Genomic DNA, 17,332 nt, shown 5'->3' with positions numbered 1-17,332 from the left:
TATGAGCCGGAAGCAAGCCCTTGTCCGCCCAAGCGAAACTCGCCGGCCGCCGCCGGTTGTCCCAGGCCGAGCTCGACCTCATCGTCGGGTCCCATGAGCGATATCTGCAGCGCAAGCCGGGCGGGCGTCGAGCGTCGCTGCGCTTTGTTCATCTGGGCGGGCTGAACCTTTCCGGGCGCAACCTTTCGGAAGCCGACCTGTCCGCTTCCGTCCTGGAGGGCTGCCGGCTGATCCGCACCCGTCTGGAACGCGCCGACCTGTTCGGCTGCGACCTGCGCATGGCCGACCTGCGCCAGGCGGTGATGGTCAAGGCGGACCTGCGCGGCGTGTGCCTGCGCGGGGCGAACCTGGCCCAGGCGGACCTGACGGGCGCGGATTTCCGCGAAGGCAAGGTCGCGATACCGGGTGAGAAGAACGGCCTGGACATCTCCCGCCACGAGGAGCGGCCGGGCGAGGTGGATCAGGCGAACTTCACGGGCGCCATCCTGAACCACGCGGAGCTGAGCGGCGTCTCGGCCTTCGCCGCGGACTTCACCGACTGCTCGCTGGTCGGGGCCAAGTTGATCGGCGCCAACCTGAAGGACGCCAATTTCAGCGGCGCCCTGATGGAGAACGCCGACATGAGCGGCGCCAACCTGGATAACGCCAACTTCGCCGGGGCGGTGCTGGTGGGCGCGAACCTGCACAAGGCGAGCGTCCAGGGCGCGCGCATGGAGCAGGTGCTCCGCGAGCCGACCCCCGAGGCGATCGAGAAGGCGCCGGAACTGCTGGAGCGGGCCCAGGGCAATCAGGCCTGGTGCAAGACCGGCGGCAAGGAAGGCGCGGCCGCCAAGCTGGACAACGAGGACCTGCGTCCTCTGGGCGCGGCGCTGAAGGGCATGCGCCTGACGGCGATGAGCGCCAAGGGCGCGATCATGACGGGGCTGGACCTGTCCGGCGCGCACCTTCAGGGGGCGAAGCTGGAAGGGGCGGACCTGCGGGCGGCGAACCTGCGCGGGGCGGACCTGCGCGGCGCCAAGCTGATGCGGGCGGACCTGACCAAGGCCGATCTGCGCGGCGCTTACCTGGGACCGCTGCCGCTGGGCGGTCGCGAGATCCCTACCGACGTGACGGGCGCGAAGCTGCGCTATGTCTACGCACAGACCGCCAACCTGACCGCCGCCGTGCTGGACGACGCCGACATGCGCGGGGCGGACCTGACCGCGGCGGTGATGGACGGGGTCAGCATCAAGGACGTGGATTTTCGCCAGGTGCAGGGCTTCGAGCCGCCGCAGGGCGAGCCGACCCACGACGAGTTCGGCCCGCTGCCGTCCAAGGACGCGCCGGCCGCCGAGGCCGAGAGCGCCCTGGAATAGGAAAAGGCGGCGCATCGCTGCGCCGCCTTCCCATTGTTCAAGCCAGGCCGGGGGACGCCTGGCTTGCTGGTGTCAGGCCGCTCAGGCGGCCTTTTCGCCTTCGATCAGCGGAGCCTCGGTCGCGGCCGTCGAGATCTCGATACGGCGCGGCTTCAGCGATTCCGGCAGTTCGCGCTTCAGCGAGATGGACAGCAGGCCGTCGCGAAGCTGGGCGTCGGTGACCACCACATAGTCGGCGAGCTGGAACTTGCGGTCGAAGTTACGCTCGGCCAGGCCGCGGTGGAGGTAGCGCTTGGCTTCATCGTTGGCCGTCTTGCGGCCCTGGACGGTCAGGAGGTTTTCCTTGACCTCGATGTTCAGCTCTTCCGACTTGAAGCCGGCGACCGCGATCTCGATGCGGTAGGCGTTCTCGTCGGTGCGCTCGATGTTGTAGGGCGGGTAACCGCTGGCGGCTTCGTTGGTGGCGGCGGCGTCAAGCAGCGCGGCCAGGCGGTCGAAACCAACGACAGAGCGGTACAGGGGGGAAAGGTCGATCGTACGCATGGTCACATCCTTCTTTGCATAAGCAAGGTTGCGGTTGGCGGACTTCTCGGCGGCCCGGGATCGGCCCCGCCTGCAAGTCCGTGAAGGCCCGACATCGGCGCCTTCGGGTATGAGTTAGGATCGCTCGAAATCGCTTCAAGGGGCGAATGCGCAAGATTGGCCCTTGATCGGTCACGCTTCGCCCGTAAGGCTCCGCTCCAACGACAAACACCCAGGAGCTCTCCGATGACCACCCGACGCCTCGCCATCGCCGCCGGCTTCGCCGCCGCGGCCCTCATGGCGGCCCCGACCGCCTTCGCCGCCGATGCGGCCCTGACCGCCGCCGTGGCCAGCCCGAACCGCGCCGCCAACAACGTGGCCCGCGACATTCACCGCCATCCGGCCGATAGCCTGACGTTCTGGGGCCTGAAGCCCAAGCAGACGGTGATCGAAGTGTCGCCAGGCGGCGGCTACTGGCTGGAGATCCTGGCCCCCTACGCCAAGGCGACCGGCGGCCAGTACATCGCTGGCGTGACCGATCTGGAGAACCCCAAGGTCTCGGAAGGCGCCCGCAAGGCCCGCGCCGACTTCGAAGCCAAGTACGCCGACCAGGCCAAGTGGGGTGCGATCAAATTCGTGAACTTCGGCGCCGTGTCCAAGCCGCTGGGCGCGCCGAACTCGGCCGACCTGGTGCTGACGGCCCGCAACGTCCACAACTGGACCGCCGCCGGCGTCGCCGACAAGATCTTCGCCGACTTCTTCGCCGTGCTGAAGCCGGGCGGCCTGCTGGCCGTCGAGGATCACCGCGCCGACCCGAAGCCGCAGGCCGGCGGCGGCACGGACGGCTACCTGTCCACCGCCACCGTGATCGCCCTGGCCGAGAAGGCCGGCTTCAAGCTGGACGGCCAGTCGGAGATCAACGCCAACCCGAAGGACACCAAGGATCACCCCTTCGGCGTCTGGACCCTGCCGCCCGTTCGCCAGAGCGCGGCGGCCGGCCAGCAGCCGGCGGCCGACTTCGATCGCGCCAAGTATGACGCCATCGGCGAAAGCGACCGCATGACCCTGCGCTTCAAGAAGCCGGCCTGATGGCGGTGAAGGGCGACTGGTCGCGACGCGGTCTTCTGCTCGGTTCGGCGGGGTTCATCCTCGCCGGCTGCGGAAAAAAGGCGGATGAGGCGCCGGCGCCTTCCGCGCCCGCCAAGGCCAAGGCGTCCGACGCCTTGGCCGACGCCATCGCCGGCGACTGGCGCCCACAAGCCGACAAGGCGCGTGATTCCTGGCGTCATCCGCGCCAGAGCCTGGAGTTCTGGGGGCTGCGGCCGGGGATCACCGTCGTCGAATTCTGGCCTGGAGCCGGTTGGTACACCGACATCCTGGGTCCGTACCTGAACAGCACGGGCGGGCGGCTCTACGCCGCGCACCTGCAGACCGACAATCCCAACGACCCGACGGCGGGCGAGATCGTCCAGGCATTCCGCAACAAGCTGGCGGCGCGTCCGCGCGTCTATGGCAAGGTCGAGGTCACCGCCTTCGGCCCGACCAGCGGGCCGGTGGCCCCGGCGGGCAGCGCCGACCTGGTGCTGTTCCTGCGCAACATCCACAACTGGATGGCGGCGGGCGTGGCCGAGAAGGCGTTCCGCGACGCCTTCGCCGCCTTGAAGCCCGGTGGTGTGCTGGGGATCGAGGAACACCGCGCCGATCCGGGCGGGGTGCAGGAAGCGCTGGCCGCCGACGGCTATGTCCAGCAGGCCTATGTCATGCAGCTGGCCAAGGAGGCGGGCTTCACCCTGGCCGAGGCCAGCGAGATCAACGCCAACTCCAAGGACACCCGCAACCATCCCTTCGGCGTGTGGACCCTGCCGCCGACGCGGCTGTCCGCGCCACGTGGCGAGCCGGCCGAGGCGGGCTTCGACCACAGCAAGTACGACGCCATCGGCGAAAGCGACCGCATGACGCTGAAATTCGTCAAACCGTCGTAGCGTCAACGTCTGAGCGTTGTTTACTTGTCGTCGATCACCGGCCAAGGTGGCCGCCAATTCAACTAGAGGGAGCGCGTCGCATGGCCACGCTGCAGGAAGTCACCGACAAGATCAAAGGCGCCGTGGGCGATGACTCGGGTCTCGGCAAGAGCCTGAAATTCGACCTGAAGGGCGACGGTTTCATCCACATCGACGGCGGCGAAGTCAGCAACGAGGACAAGCCGGCCGATCTGACCATGACCCTCAGCCTGGCGGACCTGATCGCCATGAGCCAGGGGCAGCTGGACGCCACCATGGCGTTCATGAGCGGCCGCCTGAAGCTGTCGGACATGGGTCTGGCCATGTCGCTGCAGCCCAAGCTGCAGGCCCTGTTCAGCAAGGCCTGATCGCCTTGATGCGGCCGGCGCCTCTGCTCGATATCGCCGAGGCGCCTGTCCCCGCAGGGGGGCAGGCCGAATGGTTCACCGGCGCGAAGGGGGCGACCCTTCGCGCCGCTCTGTTTCCGGCGACGGGTTCGCCGAAGGGTTCGGTCGTGCTGTCTGGCGGCCGCACCGAGCCGATCGAGAAATACTACGAAGTCATCCGCGACCTGACCGGGCGCGGCTTCACCGTGCTGGCCCATGACTGGCGCGGGCAGGGGCTGTCGCAGCGCCTGCTGCCGGATCGGCTGAAGGGCCACGCGGCCGGCCACGCCGACTTCATGATCGACTACCAGGCCCTGCTGGCGCAGTTCGAAAGCCGCCTGCCCAAGCCGTGGATCGCCATGGCGCATTCCATGGGCGGGTGCCTGACCATGCTGGCCCTGACGCGGGGCGAGACGCGGTTCAGCGGCGCCATCCTGTCGGCGCCCATGCTGGGCCTGCCGCTGGGCGGGCGTCCGTTCTGGATGGGACGGGCCATGGCGTCCGTGCAGACGCTGATCGGGCGGGGGGGCGTCTATATGTCGGAAGCCGCCGGCAAGGGCGGCGGCGGGGCCGCCGCGTTCGAGGAACAGGTCCTGACCCATGACAAGGGCCGCTACGATGCGTGGATGACGCAACTGGCCGCCAATCCCGACCTGGACCTGGGCGGGGTGACCTGGGGCTGGGTGGATTTCGCCCTGTCGGCCTTCGCCTGGATGCGGGCGCCGGGGCGGCTGGAGAAGGTGACGATCCCGGTCGTCATCCTGTCGGCCGGCGAGGAGAAGCTGGTCTGGAATCCTGACGCCCGGATGGTGGCCGGCCGTCTGCCCAAGGGGAAGTTCATCGAGGTCGCTGGCAGCTACCACGAGATCCTGATGGAGACGGACGACAAGCGCGCGGTCTTCTGGCGGGAGTTCGACGCGTTGGCGGCCGCCCTTTAGGGCTGGGCTTTGGCCGCCGGCGCGAGCAGCTCGAGCGTCGGGTCCAACAGGGCCTTGTCGCCGACGATCAGCATCTGGCCGCCGTTCTTGCCGATCTCGTCGCCGCGCCAGTCGGTGGTCACGCCGCCGGCCCCGGCGATCAGGGGAATGGCCGCCTCGACATCCCATGCCTTCAGGCCCGCCTCGATGACCATGTCCATCTTGCCCATGGCGACCATGGCGTAGGCGTAGGCGTCGCAGCCCAGGCGGGCCAGGCGCGTAACGCCGCGCACGTCGTCCCACACGGCCCGCTCGGGGCTGTCGAAGCAGGCCTGCGGGTCGGTGGTGGAGATCACCGCCTGCGCCATTTCGGGACAGGCGCGGACGTGCAGGGCCTGGGTCTGATCGCGCGACATCAGGCGCGAGCCGGCGGCGGAGCCGATGAAGATCTCGTCCAGATAGGGTTGGCCCACGGAGCCCAGCACCGGCGCGCCGTTCCAGCGCAGGGCGATCAGGGTGGTCCACAGCGGCAGGCCGGAGATGAAGGCCCGGGTGCCGTCGATGGGGTCGAGGACCCAGACGAACTCGGCGTCGGGGCGATCCTCGCCGTATTCCTCGCCGATGACGCCGTGTTCGGGATAGTGCTGGGTGATCAGCTTGCGGATCACCGCCTCCGCGCCGCGATCGGCCTCGGTGACGGGATCGAAGGCGCCGGCCTTGCCCTTGTCCTCCAGGCCGTGGTCGGCGCGGAACAGCGGCAGGATGGCCTCTCCGGAGGCGCGGTTCAGCGCGATGAGGAAGGCGTCGAGGTCGGCGAGACGATCAGCGGGCAGCATGGCCTCGGCTTATCCGATGCCGCGCCGCCATGGAAGGACGCGCGGCCGTTAAGCCGCGACGGCCATCGGATGTTGCTGTTCCAGGCCGTCATAGAAGTAGCCGACAGGCACTTGCAGCGCCTCGGAGATCCGCCACAGGCGGGCCGCCGAGATGCGGTTGGCGCCGCATTCGTACTTCTGGATCTGCTGGAAGCGCACCCCGCAGGCGCCCGCTAGTTGCTGCTGGGTCAGGCCCAGGATGCGGCGGCGGCTGCGCAGGCGTTTGCCCAGGTGCAGGTCGATATCGGTGCTCATGGGCATGGAACAGTCCCTAGCTGTTGATCCCCGGGCGTCCCGAATCGGTACGCCCGACCGCCTTTACCGCAAGGGATGTGCCGCCTTGACGACATATCGAGCACGCCATGCGCGCCGCCTAAGAACGTTGCCCGGCGACGCGAAAGCGGCCTAGACAATGCGGATGTCTGAGACCCGTCCCAGTTTCGCGCAGGACCTGGCCTGGAGGCTGGAGGCCCTGGCCTTCGACGTCTTCACCGGCGCGATGCGTCTGCTTCCCGTGGACTGGGCGTCCGCCTTCGGCGGGGCGCTGACCCGCACGCTGGGTCCGCTGACCGGGGCGCACAAGACGGCGGATCGCAACCTGCGCCTGGCGTTCCCGGACAAGGACGACGCCTGGCGGGCGGACATTCTGAAGAAGCAATGGGACGAGGTGGGGCGGACCTTCGCCGAGTTCCCGATCATGGACCGCATCATTCTGTCCCCGGACCGGGTGGAGATCAAGAACGCCGAGCGCCTGGCCCAGATCGCCGAGAAGCGCGAGCCGGTGGTGTTCATCAGCGGTCACTTCTCCAACTGGGAGGTGATGCCCGCGGCCATCGTTCAGTCGGGCGTCGATTGCCAGATCACCTATCGCGCGGCCAACAACCCCTATGTCGACGCGCGCATCCGCAAGAGCCGCTTCCGCTATGGCGTGCGCCTGTTCGCGCCCAAGGGCGGGGACGGGGCCAAGGAGCTGCTGGCGGCGCTGAAGACCGGTCAGTCGGTGGCGCTGATGAACGACCAGAAGTTCAACGGCGGCGTCGCCGCGCCGTTCTTCGGCCACCTGGCCCACACGGCGCCGGGGCCGACGCGCCTGGCCCTGCGGTTTGGCACGGTGCTGCAGCCGATGACGGTGGAGCGCACGCGTGGCGCGCGGTTCAAGGCGGTGGTGCATGACCCCATCGTCCTGGAGCATACCGACGACCGCACGGCTGACATCGAGACGGGCGTGCGGCGCATCAACGACATGGTCGAGGCGCAGATCCGCAAGCGGCCGCACGAATGGTTCTGGGTGCACAAGCGCTGGTCGGCCGAGGCGTATGACAGTCTGAAGGCCTAGATCTCCAACGGGGGCTGTTCCTCGGCCCGGCGTTTGGGGCCGTCATAGTTGGGATCGCTGATCCGTCGGCGCTCCGGCCCGAAATAGCCGTCCTCGGGCACCCGCACGAAGGGGCGAGGCCGGTAGATCACCGCGTTCATGCGGCTGAACAGCTGGCTGGCGGTGATCGGCTTGACCACCACCTCGTTGACGCCGGCGTCGCGCGCCTCGAACACCCGCCGTTTGTCGGCATAGGCGGTCAGCATGATGATCGGCAAGTAGGGGACCTTGCTGTCGGGCGACTTGCGGACCAGTTCGGCGAACTGCACGCCGTCCAGGGGCTCCATCTGGTAGTCGACGATGGCGAAGTCAGGGGTCCAGCTCCGCAGGATCTGCAGAGCCTCCGCGCCATTGGACGCTTCCTTGATGTCGTGCAGTCCGACGCCCTTGAACAGCTGCCGGACAATCGACCGCATGTGCTGGTTGTCATCAACCAGAAGAAGGCGCAGCGCCGAGAGGTCGGCGGACATCGACTCACATCCCCACGTTACTCAAGGGGCGGATAGCGCGTGCTACCGCAAATAGAAAGCGCTGGTGGTGAAGCTTGTTTTCGGCGGCCTCACAATGAGACGTTTCGTAGCAGGAGCATGGGGTCCAGATTTCGCCCCCGCCACTTCAATCTCCAGCACAGATGGGGTCCGGTGGCGCGGCCTTCCTGGCCGACAGCGGCGATGACCTGACCGGAGCGGACCCGCTGGCCGGCCCGCACGTCGATGCGCGACAGATGCAGGTAGGCGCTGACCACCCCCTGGCCGTGGTCGATCAGGATCAGGCCCCCTTCGAAGTGCAGTCCGGTCTCGGCGAAGCTGATCAGACCGGGGGCGGGCGCCATGACCGGCGTGCCGACGGGCCCGGCCAGATCGGCGCCGTAGTGCGGACGGTTGGGCTGGCCGTTCAGGATCCGCTGGCCGCCGAAGCGTCCCGACAGCCGCCAGTTCGGCAGGGGCGGCAGGAAGCCCTCATGGAAGCCGTCATCGTCGTTGAGGCTGGCGAAGCCCACGGCCTTGCGCCTGGCCTCTTCGGCGATGCGGGCCAGCAGGGCGGGGTTCTGGGGCGACACCTGATCGGCGGGCAGGCCGTCGATGCGCTGAATGTCGAAGTCGCCGGGCGAGACGGCGATGCGGTGGGTGATGGTCTCGTCGCCCTGGCGGACGCTCAGCAAGGCGTCGGAGGGCGCGTCGCGGTCGAAGCCGATGAAGAAGCGGCCGGCGCGGGAGGCTTTGGCGACCTCGACCCCGTCCAGGCTGACGATTGCGCGGGGGGCGGTCTGGCCCATCAGATAGCCGCCCTGACGCGGGCGGCCGATGAGGGCGAGGGGCGGTGCGGCGGCGAAGACCGGCGTCCCCGCGAGGGCGAGCGCGCCGGCCAGCAGGCCGCGACGGTTCAGGAGCGGGTTTCCTGCCAGCGCTTCAGCGCTTCGGACGGGCCGGCATAGGCTTCCTGAAGCTCCGGGCTCCAGTAGCGCAGGGCCTGAAGGGGGATCTTTTTGCCGCTGACGGCGCAGACCACGTAGCGGCCCGGCTTGATGATGGCGAATTCGCCATCACCGAAGTGCAGCACGGCGGCGTCGGAGCCCATCTGGCGATCGTAAGCGTTCATGGTCATCTATTTAAGGCATCCGGCGGCCCAAGAACAGGTTCTTGCCCTGCGTTTCATCGCCGCCGTCGTTAGAAGAGATCGCCCTGGTCGGCGGGGCTCGCCGGCTTGCCCTTGGCCTTGGGGGCCGCGCCGCCGCCGGCGATGACCGCGCCGCGTTCGCCATCGCCGAACACCAGGGTCACGCCTTCGCCGTTCGACAGGGCGGCTGCCGAGCGGGCGAGAGAGCCGTCGGCGTGATGCACGCGGGCGAAGCCCAGGTTCAGCGGGCGGTCGGGATCGAGCGAGCGGCGCAGCTTGTCGAGGCCGGCGAGGTCCTGCTCCATCCGGGTCAGGCGACGATCCAGGGCCGGCTTCATGCGGGCCGAGAACTCGGCCAGGCGCTGGGCCTGCAGCACCTGCGGCCGCTCCAGCAGGCCGGGCTTGAGGCGCGAGGCGGCGCGGACCAGGTCGCGCTCATGGGCGTCGGCGTTGCGGCTGAGAGCGGCGCCCAGGCGGCTGGCGGCGTTGTCGAAGCGCTGCTGACCGAGGGCGATCAGGTCCATGGGGCGCGGCAGGCCCCGGGCGGCGGCGGCCAGGCGGTTGCGGCGCTCTTCCAGGACCCGGCCGCTGCAACGGGCCAGGCGGCGCTCGTAGTCGGCCACCCCGGCGCGCAGTTCGGACAGGACGGGGGTGGCCATCTCCGCCGCCGCCGTGGGGGTCGGGGCGCGGCGGTCGGAGACGAAGTCGATCAGGGTGGTGTCGGTCTCGTGGCCCACGGCGGAGATCAGGGGGATGGCGCTTTCCGCCACCGTCCGCGCCAGGGTCTCGTCATTGAAGGGCCACAGGTCCTCGACCGAGCCCCCGCCCCGCGCGACGATCAGCACGTCGGGGCGCGGAATCTCCTGGTCGGGCAGCAGGGCGTTGAAGCCGCGGATGGCGGCGCAGACCTGGGCCGCGGCGGCGTCGCCCTGGACGACCACGGGCCAGACCACGACGCGGCAGGGCCAGCGGTCGCGGATGCGGTGCAGGATGTCGCGGATCACCGCGCCGGTCGGGCTGGTGATGACGCCGACCACGGCGGGCATGGCGGGCAGGGGGCTTTTGCGCGCCGCCTCGAACAGACCCTCGCCGGCCAGCTTGGCCTTCAGCCGTTCCAGTTGGGCCAGCAGGGCGCCGACGCCGGCGGCCTCCATCCCCTCGATGACTATCTGATAGCGCGATCCGGCCGGATAGGTGGTGATGCGCCCGGTGACGATCACCTCCAGCCCTTGCTCGGGGCGGACCTGCAGGTTGCGGACGCTGCCCTTCCAGACGACGCCGTCGATGGCGGCCTTGTCGTCCTTGATGGTCAGATAGACGTGGCCGTTGGAATGGAAGGTGACCTTCGACAGCTCGCCGCGCAGGCGCACGAAGCCATAGGAATCCTCCAGCGTCCGCTTGAGGGCGAAGGCCAGTTCCGAGACGGAATAGGCGGAGGCGTTGGTGGCGGCGTCGGAGTCGGTCACGGCTTCAGCATAGGGCGCGTTGTCGCAGGCGTCAGGCGTCAATGATCTCGAAAGTTCCGTCGCGTCAGGATGGGCAGTCCCCCGACACCGGTTCTCTTGAGTGCATCATGAAGTTTCTTGCGCCTGTCATGGCGCTCTTGCTCCTGGCGGGGTCCGCCAAGGCGGCTCCTGTCGCGCCCGTGCCAGGGACTTGGCTTGTGCATGGCAAGTGGGGGCCGCTGACCTTCACCGTCACTTGCCGCTTCACCGAGCTGGGCGGCCGCATCAGCGGCGAGTGCGTGGACGGCGAGACCAGCCACGCCAAGATCAAGGGCGGCAAGCGCCACCCCCTCATGTACGCGGCGGTGAAGGACGATCGTCTGTCCTGGTCCTATCGGACGCGCTGGACCTTCTATGAGTTCGACGCGCGATATACCGGCACGGTGCGTGGACGGACGATGAACGGCCAGGTGCTCGCCATGGGCAAGACCGGCACGTTCACCGCCGTCCGGCAGTCGTTCTAGATGTAGCGGCGCAGCGAGCGGGCCAGCTCGGTCGCGCCCGACTTCTTCTTGGTCTGTTGCGGCTGGTAAGCGACCTTGGCGTGCTCGACGCAATAGGGCGCGCCTTCGCACGAGCGACGGCCGCAGAAGGTGAAGCTGTCGGTCGACGGATCGCCGATCGGCCACTTGCACATGTGCGCGCCCAGGGTCAGCACGGTGGCCGAGCCGGGCTCTTCCACGCGATAGACCGGTTGCTGGACCGGAACGGCCGGAGCCGTGGCCGAGACAGCTTCCGCCACGCGGCGCGGGGCCGATGGGGCCGCCGAGACCGGACGCGCCGGGCGCGGGGTCTTGAAGGCCGGGCGGCTCGGCTGCGAAGGCGCAGCGCGGCCCGACAGGCCCAGACGGTGGACCTTTCCGATGACGGCGTTGCGCGTGACGCCGCCTAATTGCTTGGCGATCTGACTGGCGGAAAGCCCGTCCAGCCAAAGCTTCTTCAGCGTGGTGACCCGTTCGTCGGTCCAGCTCATAGCCAACCCTCCAGCCGCTTAGTCCAGCGCCGCCCCCGCGGCGTCATGGACAACATCTTGTGTCGGAGGGCGGGTGTGCCCCGGCCTCCACACCACTAATCGTAAACCAGGAGTTAAGGCACACAATAGGCGCCATTGCGTCTGTCCACAGAAACAAGATGTTGATAACCGACTCGAGATTCGTCGAGTCCACTGGCGCCGATCCTTGCGATCGGGCAGGGGCGGGGGCACTTAGGCGAGCATGAAAGACATGGCCGACACCGTGATTCCGCCGCAGCCGCGCGACTATGCGGGCTTCAACTGGCGGGGCTTCCGCACCCTGTATCTCAAGGAGATCCGCCGGTTCTGGAAGGTGGGCACCCAGACGGTGGCCGCGCCGGTGGTGACGACCCTGCTCTACATGATGGTGTTCGTGGTGGCGGTCGGCGCCTCGCGGCCCGCCATGGAAGGGGTGAGCTTCGCCACCTTCGTCGCGCCCGGCCTGATCATGATGGGCGTGCTGAACAACGCCTTCGCCAACTCCTCGTCCAGCCTGCTGCAGGCCAAGATGATGGGGCTGACCTCGGACTTCCTGACCCCGCCGCTGTCGCCGCTGGAGCAGGTGCTGGCCTTCACCCTGGGCGCGGCCACCCGCGGGGTGCTGGTGGGAGCGGTCACGGCCCTGGCCGTGCTGCCGTTCGCCAACGTCACCTTGGTCCACCCGTTCTGGGCGGTCTATTTCTGTATCGGCGCGGCCCTGATCCTGGGCATGGTCGGCATCCTGACCGGCCTGTGGTCTGAGAAGTTCGACCACCTCGCAGCGGTGACCAACTTCCTGATCATGCCGATGACGTTCCTGTCGGGCACGTTCTACCTGGTGGAGCGCCTGCCGGAGCCGTTCCGGACCATCAGCCACTACAACCCGTTCTTCTATCTCATCGACGGGTTCCGCTATGGCTTCATCGGCGTGTCGGACGGTTCGATCGCCATCGGGGCGATCCTGACCGCGGTGCTGACGGTCGGCCTGTTTTTCCTGTGCCTGCGCCTGTTCCAGCGCGGCTGGCGCCTGAAGAGCTGATTTATTGACATAGCGCGCGTACGCGACGACAACGCTCAGCCTTCCCATCCCCGCGCCGCAGCGCGGGGATCAGCTTTTGGAGGGTTGCACAGTGACCACGCCTACGTCCCCGTCCGCCGCCGCGCAAACGCACATCATGGGCGTTTACAACCGCGCTCCGCTGGCGTTCGAACGAGGCGAGGGCTCGCGACTGTTCTCCACGGACGGCGATGTCTATCTGGACTGCGTCGGCGGCATCGCCACCACGGGCCTGGGCCACGCCCATCCGGCCCTGGTGAAGACGCTGAAGGAGCAGGGCGAGAAGCTCTGGCACGTCTCCAACATCTTCCGCATCCCGCAGCAGGAAGACCTGGCTGACCGCCTGTGCGCGGCGGCCGGCTTCGCCGAGGCGGTGTTCTTCACCAACTCCGGCACCGAGGCCATCGAGTGCGCGCTGAAGACGGCGCGCCGCTACCACGTGGTCAACGGCCAGCCTGACCGGGTCGACATCATCGGCTTCGACGGCTCGTTCCACGGCCGCTCCTACGCGGCGGTCAACGCCTCGGGCAACGCCAGCTACCTGGAGGGCTTCGGCCCGCGCCTGCCGGGCTACACCCAGCTGCAGTTCGGCGACATGGAAGCCCTGAAGGCCGCGCTCGGCCCGACGACGGCCGCCGTGATCATCGAGCCGGTGCAGGGGGAGGGCGGCGCCCGCGCCCTGACCGAAGCCCAGCTGAACGCGCTGCGCGCCATGACGCGCGAGGCCGGCGTCCTGCTGATCTATGACGAGGTCCAGTGCGGCATGGGCCGGACCGGCAAGCTGTTCGCCTATGAGTGGGCCAGCGACGCCGCGCCGGACATCATGTGCATCGCCAAGGCCCTGGGCGGCGGCTTCCCGATCGGCGCGTGCCTGGCTTCGGCCGAGGCGGCGCGCGGCATGACCGTGGGCGTCCACGGCTCGACCTTCGGCGGCAACCCGTTGGCCATGGCCATCGGCGTCACCGCCTTCGACACGATCAACAGCGAAGAGACCCTGGGCAACGTTCGCGACGTGGCCGGCTACTTCGTCCAGCAGCTGAACGGCCTGAAGGACCGCTATCCGGACCTGATCGTCGACGTGCGCGGCAAGGGTCTGCTGATCGGCGTGAAGCTGGCCAGCAACAACCGCGAGTTCATGGCCCTGGCGCGTGACCAGAAGCTGCTGGTCGCGGGCGGCGGCGACAACTGCATCCGCCTGTTGCCGGCCCTGAACCTGACCATGGACGAAGCCAGCGAAGCCATCGGCAAGCTGGAAAAGACCCTGGACGTCGTCCGGGCGTCGCAAAAAGCCGCTTAAACCTTCAACCGCTCATCCCGGCGAAGGCCGGGAGCCAGATCGTGGAACGCTGTGTCCGTCATCTGGACCCCGGCCTTCGCCGGGGTGAGCGGAGTTTAGGAATTAGAGATGACCACGCCTCGCCACTTCATCGACCTCTGGAAGCTTGAGGCTTCCGACCTGCGCGCGATCCTCGAGGACGCCAAGGCCCGCAAGGCCGCGCGAAAAGGCTGGGGTCAGGCGCGCGTGGACGCCGATGCGCCGGCCGACGGCCTCACCCTGGCGATGATCTTCGAGAAGAACTCGACCCGCACCCGCTTCTCGTTCGACGCGGCGATCCGCCAGCTGGGCGGGGCGGGCATCATCTCGACCGCCTCGGACATGCAACTGGGCCGTGGCGAGACCATTGAGGACACCGCCCGCGTCCTGTCGCGCATGGTCGACGCGGTGATGATCCGCGCCAATTTCCACGAGGACGTGGCGCTGTTCGCCCAGAACAGCACCGTGCCGGTGATCAATGGCCTGACCGATAAGAGCCATCCCTGCCAGATCATGGCCGATCTGCTGACCTTCGAAGAGCATCGCGGCTCGGTCGAGGGCAAGACGATCGCCTGGGTGGGCGACGGCAACAATGTCTGCGCCAGCTTCATCCACGCCGCGCCGAAGCTGGGCTTCGAGCTGAAGATCGCCTGCCCGGCGGTCTATCATCCCGACCTGGTCGATCTGGCCCGCGCCGCCGAGCAGCAGGGCCGCATCACCATGACCGACGATCCGCGCGAAGCCGTGCGCGGCGCCGACTGCGTGGTGGCCGACACCTGGGTGTCGATGGGCGACGTGGATCATGACGAGCGCATCGCCGCCTTCGAACCCTACCAGGTCGACGAGGCGCTGATGGACCTGGCGCACCCGGACGGCGTGTTCCTGCATTGCCTGCCGGCGCACCGCGGCGAAGAGGTCACCGACGCCGTTCTGGACGGCCCGCGCTCGCTGGTCTGGGACGAGGCGGAGAACCGCATCCACGCCCAGAAGTCGGTCCTGGCCTGGTGCTTTGGCAAGGTGGGGTGACGGCCGGGCTCGCAATCTTGCGCGCGAGCCCCTATCTGACCGCCCCATGACCGAAATCACCGACAACCTCGTCGCCGCCTTCTCCATCGAAGGTCACCCCGTCCGTGGCCGGATCGTCCGTCTGGGCGACGCCGTGAACGAGGTGATGAGCCATCACGACTATCCCGAGCCGGTGGCCAACCTGCTGGGCGAAGCCTGCGCGCTGGCCGCCCTGGTGGGGTCGGCCCTGAAGTTCGACGGCCGTCTGATCGTCCAGGCCCAGGGCGACGGCCCCGTGGCCTATGTCGTCTGCGACTATGAGACGGACGGCTCGATGCGCGGCTATTGCCGCTTTGACCCGGAGCGCGTGGCCGAGGTCTCGCAAGGCTTCGCGCGTCCGGGCGCCAAGACCCTGCTGGGCGACGGCGTGTTCATCATGACCATCGACCAGGGTCCCGACATGGACCGGTATCAGGGCGTCACCCCGATCGAGGGCGAGACCCTGGCCCTGTGCGCCGAGCAGTATTTCGCCCAGTCGGAACAGACCCCGACCCGCCTGCGCCTGGCCGTGGGCCAAGTGAACGACGGCTCGGGTCCGAAGTGGCGGGCCGGCGGCTTGATGATCCAGATGATCGGCGGCGACCAGGCGCGCGGCGACACCGAGGCTTCTTGGGATCACGTCCGCGCCCTGTTCGAGACCACGGGCGAGGACGAGCTGATCGACCCGACCGTGCCGGCCGAGACGCTGCTGTACCGCCTGTTCCACGAGGACGGCGTGCGCCTGTTCGAGGCTCAGCCGCTCAAGGCCTTCTGCCGCTGCTCGCCCGAGCGGATCGAGACCGTGCTGCAGTCCTTCAGCCCCGAAGAGCGGGCCGACATGGTCGAGGACGACGGCAAGATCCACGTGACCTGCGAGTACTGCTCGCGGGTCTATGATCTGGATCCGGACAAGGCGGGCTAGCGCCTTCTCTCCTGCCCCGCTTGCGGGGGAGGGGGACCGCCCGAAGGGTGGTGGAGGGGGCGCTCTGCTGATTCAGCTAACGCCCCATCCGTCTCGTCGCTGGCGCGCCGATCCACCTCCCCCGTACGCTTCGCTACCGGGCAGGAGAGGAAACTACTTGTCGCTCAGCAGGCGGGGCTTCTCTCCGGCCAGCGACTTCACCACGGCTTCATTGGCGCGCATGACCCGCAGGACGTTCTCGCCGGTCAGCTTGCGCAGGTCCGCCTCGGTCCAGCCGCGCGAGGACAGCTCGGCCAGCAGGACAGGGTAGGACTCCACGCCGGTGATGTCGGTGGGGGTGCTTTCGATGCCGTCGAAGTCGCCGCCCAGGCCGATGCAGTCGATCCCGCAGACCTTGCGGACATGCTCGACGTGGTCGGCGATGTCCTTGGAGCTGGCCTTGGGCTCCGGGTTGGCCGCGACCCAGGCGTCGACGCCCTTCTTCACCGCGGCGGGGTCGCCGGGGTTCAGGGCCGTGAAGCGGGTCTCGACCGAGGACTTCTCGGCTCCCCACTGGCGGACCTTCTCGGACACGAAGCCGGGGACGAAGGTGATCATCACCACGCCCTTGTTGGCCGCTACCAGCTGCAGCACGTCGTCCGGCACGTTGCGGGCGTGCGGCGTGACGCCGTGGGCCGAGGAGTGGCTGAAGATCACCGGCGAGCGGGTGACGCGCAGCGTATCCCTCATGGTCGCCGGCGAGACGTGGGACAGGTCCACCAGCATGCCGACGCGGTTCATCTCGCGAACCACTTCCTCGCCGAAGGGGGACAGGCCGTCGCTGACCGGCGCGTCGGTGCCGCTGTCGGCCCAGGGCAGGGTCTTGGAGTGGGTCAGGGTCATGTAGGCCACGCCCGCCTCGCGGAACTCGCGCAGCATGGACAGTTGTCCGTCGATGGCGTTGCCGCCCTCGATCCCATACAGCGAGGCGATCTTGCCGGCCTTTTCGATGCGGACCACGTCGTCGGCGGTGCGGGCGAACTCCAGCCGGTCGGGGCGGCGCTCGATGATGCGGCGGGCGGTGTCGATCTGGCGCCAGACGGCCTGGGTGGCCTCCGGGCCCTTCAGATTGGCCGGGACATAGACCGACCAGAACTGCGCGCCGACGCCGCCCTGCTTCAGGCGATCCATGTCGGTGTGCAGCTTGCCGCGGGTGTCGCCGTCGATGCCCGCCTTGTCCGGATCGCTGTCGTAGCCGCCCAGCAGAGCCCAGGGCAGGTCGTTATGGCCGTCGAAGACCGGGCTCTTGGCCAGGGCCGCCTTGACCTTGGCGTGGTCGGCGGCGGTCGGTTCCGCATGAGCGACAGACGAGAGCGCGGCGAACGCGCTGGCGAGCAGCAAGGCTTTGCGGATCATGACCCCTCCCGAACAACGAGGGAGGGACGTTGGCCCGGCGGGGCGGAGGGCGCAAG

General features: G+C 68.4%; 19 protein-coding genes and 1 pseudogene. 11 read left to right on the top strand and 9 right to left on the bottom strand.

The genetic code is table 11. From position 1 onward, the window contains the following. Positions 1–20 precede the first annotated feature (20 nt). The gene (locus tag ABOZ73_RS02950) at positions 21–1,355 is read left to right on the top strand and encodes a pentapeptide repeat-containing protein (RefSeq protein ID WP_369060579.1); all 1,335 of its coding nucleotides are present in this window, start codon (positions 21–23) and stop codon (positions 1,353–1,355) included. Positions 1,356–1,436: 81 nt separating this feature from the next. Here ABOZ73_RS02950 and ABOZ73_RS02945 read toward each other — a convergent pair whose 3' ends face one another. Further along, positions 1,437–1,898 carry an Hsp20 family protein gene (locus ABOZ73_RS02945; protein WP_369060577.1) on the bottom strand — a complete coding sequence of 154 codons (462 nt, stop codon included), beginning with the start codon at positions 1,896–1,898 and terminating at the stop codon, positions 1,437–1,439. 225 nt (positions 1,899–2,123) lie between these two features. Here ABOZ73_RS02945 and ABOZ73_RS02940 point away from each other — a divergent pair, with 225 nt between their 5' ends. The 4 genes from ABOZ73_RS02940 (at position 2,124) to ABOZ73_RS02925 (ending at position 5,201) form a co-directional block, all read left to right on the top strand. Next, entirely contained in the window at positions 2,124–2,966 is an 843-nt protein-coding gene (locus tag ABOZ73_RS02940) for a class I SAM-dependent methyltransferase (protein WP_369060575.1), read from the top strand. Further along, positions 2,966–3,859 (top strand): class I SAM-dependent methyltransferase, encoded by an 894-nt coding sequence (locus ABOZ73_RS02935; RefSeq protein ID WP_369060574.1) that lies wholly within the window; start codon positions 2,966–2,968, stop codon positions 3,857–3,859. Before ABOZ73_RS02940 ends, ABOZ73_RS02935 begins: the two co-directional genes overlap by 1 nt. An 80-nt stretch (positions 3,860–3,939) precedes the next feature. After that, positions 3,940–4,245: an SCP2 sterol-binding domain-containing protein gene (locus ABOZ73_RS02930; protein ID WP_369060573.1), complete on the top strand. Its 306-nt coding sequence runs from the start codon at positions 3,940–3,942 to the stop codon at positions 4,243–4,245. Positions 4,246–4,253: 8 nt separating this feature from the next. Continuing rightward, positions 4,254–5,201: an alpha/beta fold hydrolase gene (locus ABOZ73_RS02925; RefSeq protein ID WP_369060572.1), complete on the top strand. Its 948-nt coding sequence runs from the start codon at positions 4,254–4,256 to the stop codon at positions 5,199–5,201. Here the strand turns inward: ABOZ73_RS02925 and hisN are convergent. Further along, positions 5,198–6,016 carry a histidinol-phosphatase gene (hisN, locus tag ABOZ73_RS02920; RefSeq protein ID WP_369060570.1) on the bottom strand — a complete coding sequence of 273 codons (819 nt, stop codon included), beginning with the start codon at positions 6,014–6,016 and terminating at the stop codon, positions 5,198–5,200. The two genes, ABOZ73_RS02925 and hisN, sit on opposite strands and share 4 nt — an antisense overlap. An 81-nt stretch (positions 6,017–6,097) precedes the next feature. Further along, positions 6,098–6,310, bottom strand: a pseudogene (locus tag ABOZ73_RS02915) (helix-turn-helix domain-containing protein); the annotation flags it as partial. A 163-nt stretch (positions 6,311–6,473) separates the two neighbouring features. Here ABOZ73_RS02915 and ABOZ73_RS02910 point away from each other — a divergent pair. After that, positions 6,474–7,391: a lysophospholipid acyltransferase family protein gene (locus ABOZ73_RS02910; RefSeq protein ID WP_369060569.1), complete on the top strand. Its 918-nt coding sequence runs from the start codon at positions 6,474–6,476 to the stop codon at positions 7,389–7,391. Here the strand turns inward: ABOZ73_RS02910 and ABOZ73_RS02905 are convergent. From ABOZ73_RS02905 to xseA, 4 genes are all read right to left on the bottom strand, one after another. Further along, a complete protein-coding gene (locus tag ABOZ73_RS02905; RefSeq protein WP_369060567.1) occupies positions 7,388–7,900 on the bottom strand; it encodes a response regulator in 513 nt (170 codons plus the stop codon). The genes ABOZ73_RS02910 and ABOZ73_RS02905 overlap by 4 nt on opposite strands. An 89-nt stretch (positions 7,901–7,989) precedes the next feature. After that, positions 7,990–8,706: a M23 family metallopeptidase gene (locus ABOZ73_RS02900; RefSeq protein ID WP_369060566.1), complete on the bottom strand. Its 717-nt coding sequence runs from the start codon at positions 8,704–8,706 to the stop codon at positions 7,990–7,992. Between the two features lie 107 nt (positions 8,707–8,813). Continuing rightward, positions 8,814–9,029, bottom strand: coding sequence for a DUF2093 domain-containing protein (locus ABOZ73_RS02895; RefSeq protein ID WP_369062474.1), 216 nt, complete (start codon positions 9,027–9,029; stop codon positions 8,814–8,816). Between the two features lie 68 nt (positions 9,030–9,097). Beyond that, entirely contained in the window at positions 9,098–10,513 is a 1,416-nt protein-coding gene (gene xseA, locus ABOZ73_RS02890) for an exodeoxyribonuclease VII large subunit (protein ID WP_369060565.1), read from the bottom strand. Positions 10,514–10,641: 128 nt separating this feature from the next. Between xseA and ABOZ73_RS02885 the strand changes: the two genes are divergently transcribed. Then, positions 10,642–11,016, top strand: coding sequence for a hypothetical protein (locus ABOZ73_RS02885; RefSeq protein ID WP_369060564.1), 375 nt, complete (start codon positions 10,642–10,644; stop codon positions 11,014–11,016). On the opposite strand, the gene ABOZ73_RS02880 is transcribed toward ABOZ73_RS02885, so the two are convergent. After that, positions 11,013–11,525 carry a GcrA family cell cycle regulator gene (locus ABOZ73_RS02880; protein WP_369060563.1) on the bottom strand — a complete coding sequence of 171 codons (513 nt, stop codon included), beginning with the start codon at positions 11,523–11,525 and terminating at the stop codon, positions 11,013–11,015. The two genes, ABOZ73_RS02885 and ABOZ73_RS02880, sit on opposite strands and share 4 nt — an antisense overlap. A 241-nt stretch (positions 11,526–11,766) precedes the next feature. On the opposite strand from ABOZ73_RS02880, the gene ABOZ73_RS02875 reads away from it, so the two are divergent. The 4 genes from ABOZ73_RS02875 to ABOZ73_RS02860 all read left to right on the top strand — a co-directional run bounded on the left by ABOZ73_RS02875 (position 11,767) and on the right by ABOZ73_RS02860 (position 15,881). Then, positions 11,767–12,582 (top strand): ABC transporter permease, encoded by an 816-nt coding sequence (locus ABOZ73_RS02875; protein WP_369060561.1) that lies wholly within the window; start codon positions 11,767–11,769, stop codon positions 12,580–12,582. Positions 12,583–12,673: 91 nt separating this feature from the next. Continuing rightward, positions 12,674–13,897: an aspartate aminotransferase family protein gene (locus tag ABOZ73_RS02870; RefSeq protein ID WP_369060559.1), complete on the top strand. Its 1,224-nt coding sequence runs from the start codon at positions 12,674–12,676 to the stop codon at positions 13,895–13,897. A gap of 108 nt (positions 13,898–14,005) precedes the next feature. After that, positions 14,006–14,941 (top strand): ornithine carbamoyltransferase, encoded by a 936-nt coding sequence (argF, locus tag ABOZ73_RS02865; protein WP_369060557.1) that lies wholly within the window; start codon positions 14,006–14,008, stop codon positions 14,939–14,941. Positions 14,942–14,987: 46 nt separating this feature from the next. Then, on the top strand, positions 14,988–15,881 hold the full coding sequence (locus tag ABOZ73_RS02860; protein ID WP_369060555.1) for an Hsp33 family molecular chaperone: 894 nt from the start codon (positions 14,988–14,990) through the stop codon (positions 15,879–15,881). Positions 15,882–16,034: 153 nt separating this feature from the next. Here ABOZ73_RS02860 and ABOZ73_RS02855 read toward each other — a convergent pair whose 3' ends face one another. Continuing rightward, the gene (locus ABOZ73_RS02855; protein ID WP_369060553.1) at positions 16,035–17,276 is read right to left on the bottom strand and encodes a dipeptidase; all 1,242 of its coding nucleotides are present in this window, start codon (positions 17,274–17,276) and stop codon (positions 16,035–16,037) included. Between the last annotated feature and the right edge of the window lie 56 nt (positions 17,277–17,332).

It is taken from the genome of Caulobacter sp. 73W (assembly GCF_041021955.1).
Taxonomy (GTDB): domain Bacteria; phylum Pseudomonadota; class Alphaproteobacteria; order Caulobacterales; family Caulobacteraceae; genus Caulobacter.
Note: the sequence above shows the minus strand (reverse complement) of the source record. Positions and strands in the feature narration are given on the sequence as shown.

Excerpts from the sequence above, each read along its gene's own strand:
- ABOZ73_RS02945 (WP_369060577.1), bottom strand. The coding sequence starts at position 1,898 with ATGCGTACGATCGACCTTTCCCCCCTGTACCGCTCTGTCGTTGGTTTC.
- ABOZ73_RS02940 (WP_369060575.1), top strand. The coding sequence starts at position 2,124 with ATGACCACCCGACGCCTCGCCATCGCCGCCGGCTTCGCCGCCGCGGCC.
- ABOZ73_RS02935 (WP_369060574.1), top strand. The coding sequence starts at position 2,966 with ATGGCGGTGAAGGGCGACTGGTCGCGACGCGGTCTTCTGCTCGGTTCG.
- ABOZ73_RS02930 (WP_369060573.1), top strand. The coding sequence starts at position 3,940 with ATGGCCACGCTGCAGGAAGTCACCGACAAGATCAAAGGCGCCGTGGGC.
- ABOZ73_RS02925 (WP_369060572.1), top strand. The coding sequence starts at position 4,254 with ATGCGGCCGGCGCCTCTGCTCGATATCGCCGAGGCGCCTGTCCCCGCA.
- hisN (WP_369060570.1), bottom strand. The coding sequence starts at position 6,016 with ATGCTGCCCGCTGATCGTCTCGCCGACCTCGACGCCTTCCTCATCGCG.
- ABOZ73_RS02910 (WP_369060569.1), top strand. The coding sequence starts at position 6,474 with ATGTCTGAGACCCGTCCCAGTTTCGCGCAGGACCTGGCCTGGAGGCTG.
- ABOZ73_RS02905 (WP_369060567.1), bottom strand. The coding sequence starts at position 7,900 with ATGTCCGCCGACCTCTCGGCGCTGCGCCTTCTTCTGGTTGATGACAAC.
- ABOZ73_RS02900 (WP_369060566.1), bottom strand. The coding sequence starts at position 8,706 with ATGGGCCAGACCGCCCCCCGCGCAATCGTCAGCCTGGACGGGGTCGAG.
- ABOZ73_RS02895 (WP_369062474.1), bottom strand. The coding sequence starts at position 9,029 with ATGAACGCTTACGATCGCCAGATGGGCTCCGACGCCGCCGTGCTGCAC.
- ABOZ73_RS02885 (WP_369060564.1), top strand. The coding sequence starts at position 10,642 with ATGGCGCTCTTGCTCCTGGCGGGGTCCGCCAAGGCGGCTCCTGTCGCG.
- ABOZ73_RS02880 (WP_369060563.1), bottom strand. The coding sequence starts at position 11,525 with ATGAGCTGGACCGACGAACGGGTCACCACGCTGAAGAAGCTTTGGCTG.
- ABOZ73_RS02875 (WP_369060561.1), top strand. The coding sequence starts at position 11,767 with ATGAAAGACATGGCCGACACCGTGATTCCGCCGCAGCCGCGCGACTAT.
- argF (WP_369060557.1), top strand. The coding sequence starts at position 14,006 with ATGACCACGCCTCGCCACTTCATCGACCTCTGGAAGCTTGAGGCTTCC.
- ABOZ73_RS02860 (WP_369060555.1), top strand. The coding sequence starts at position 14,988 with ATGACCGAAATCACCGACAACCTCGTCGCCGCCTTCTCCATCGAAGGT.
- ABOZ73_RS02855 (WP_369060553.1), bottom strand. The coding sequence starts at position 17,276 with ATGATCCGCAAAGCCTTGCTGCTCGCCAGCGCGTTCGCCGCGCTCTCG.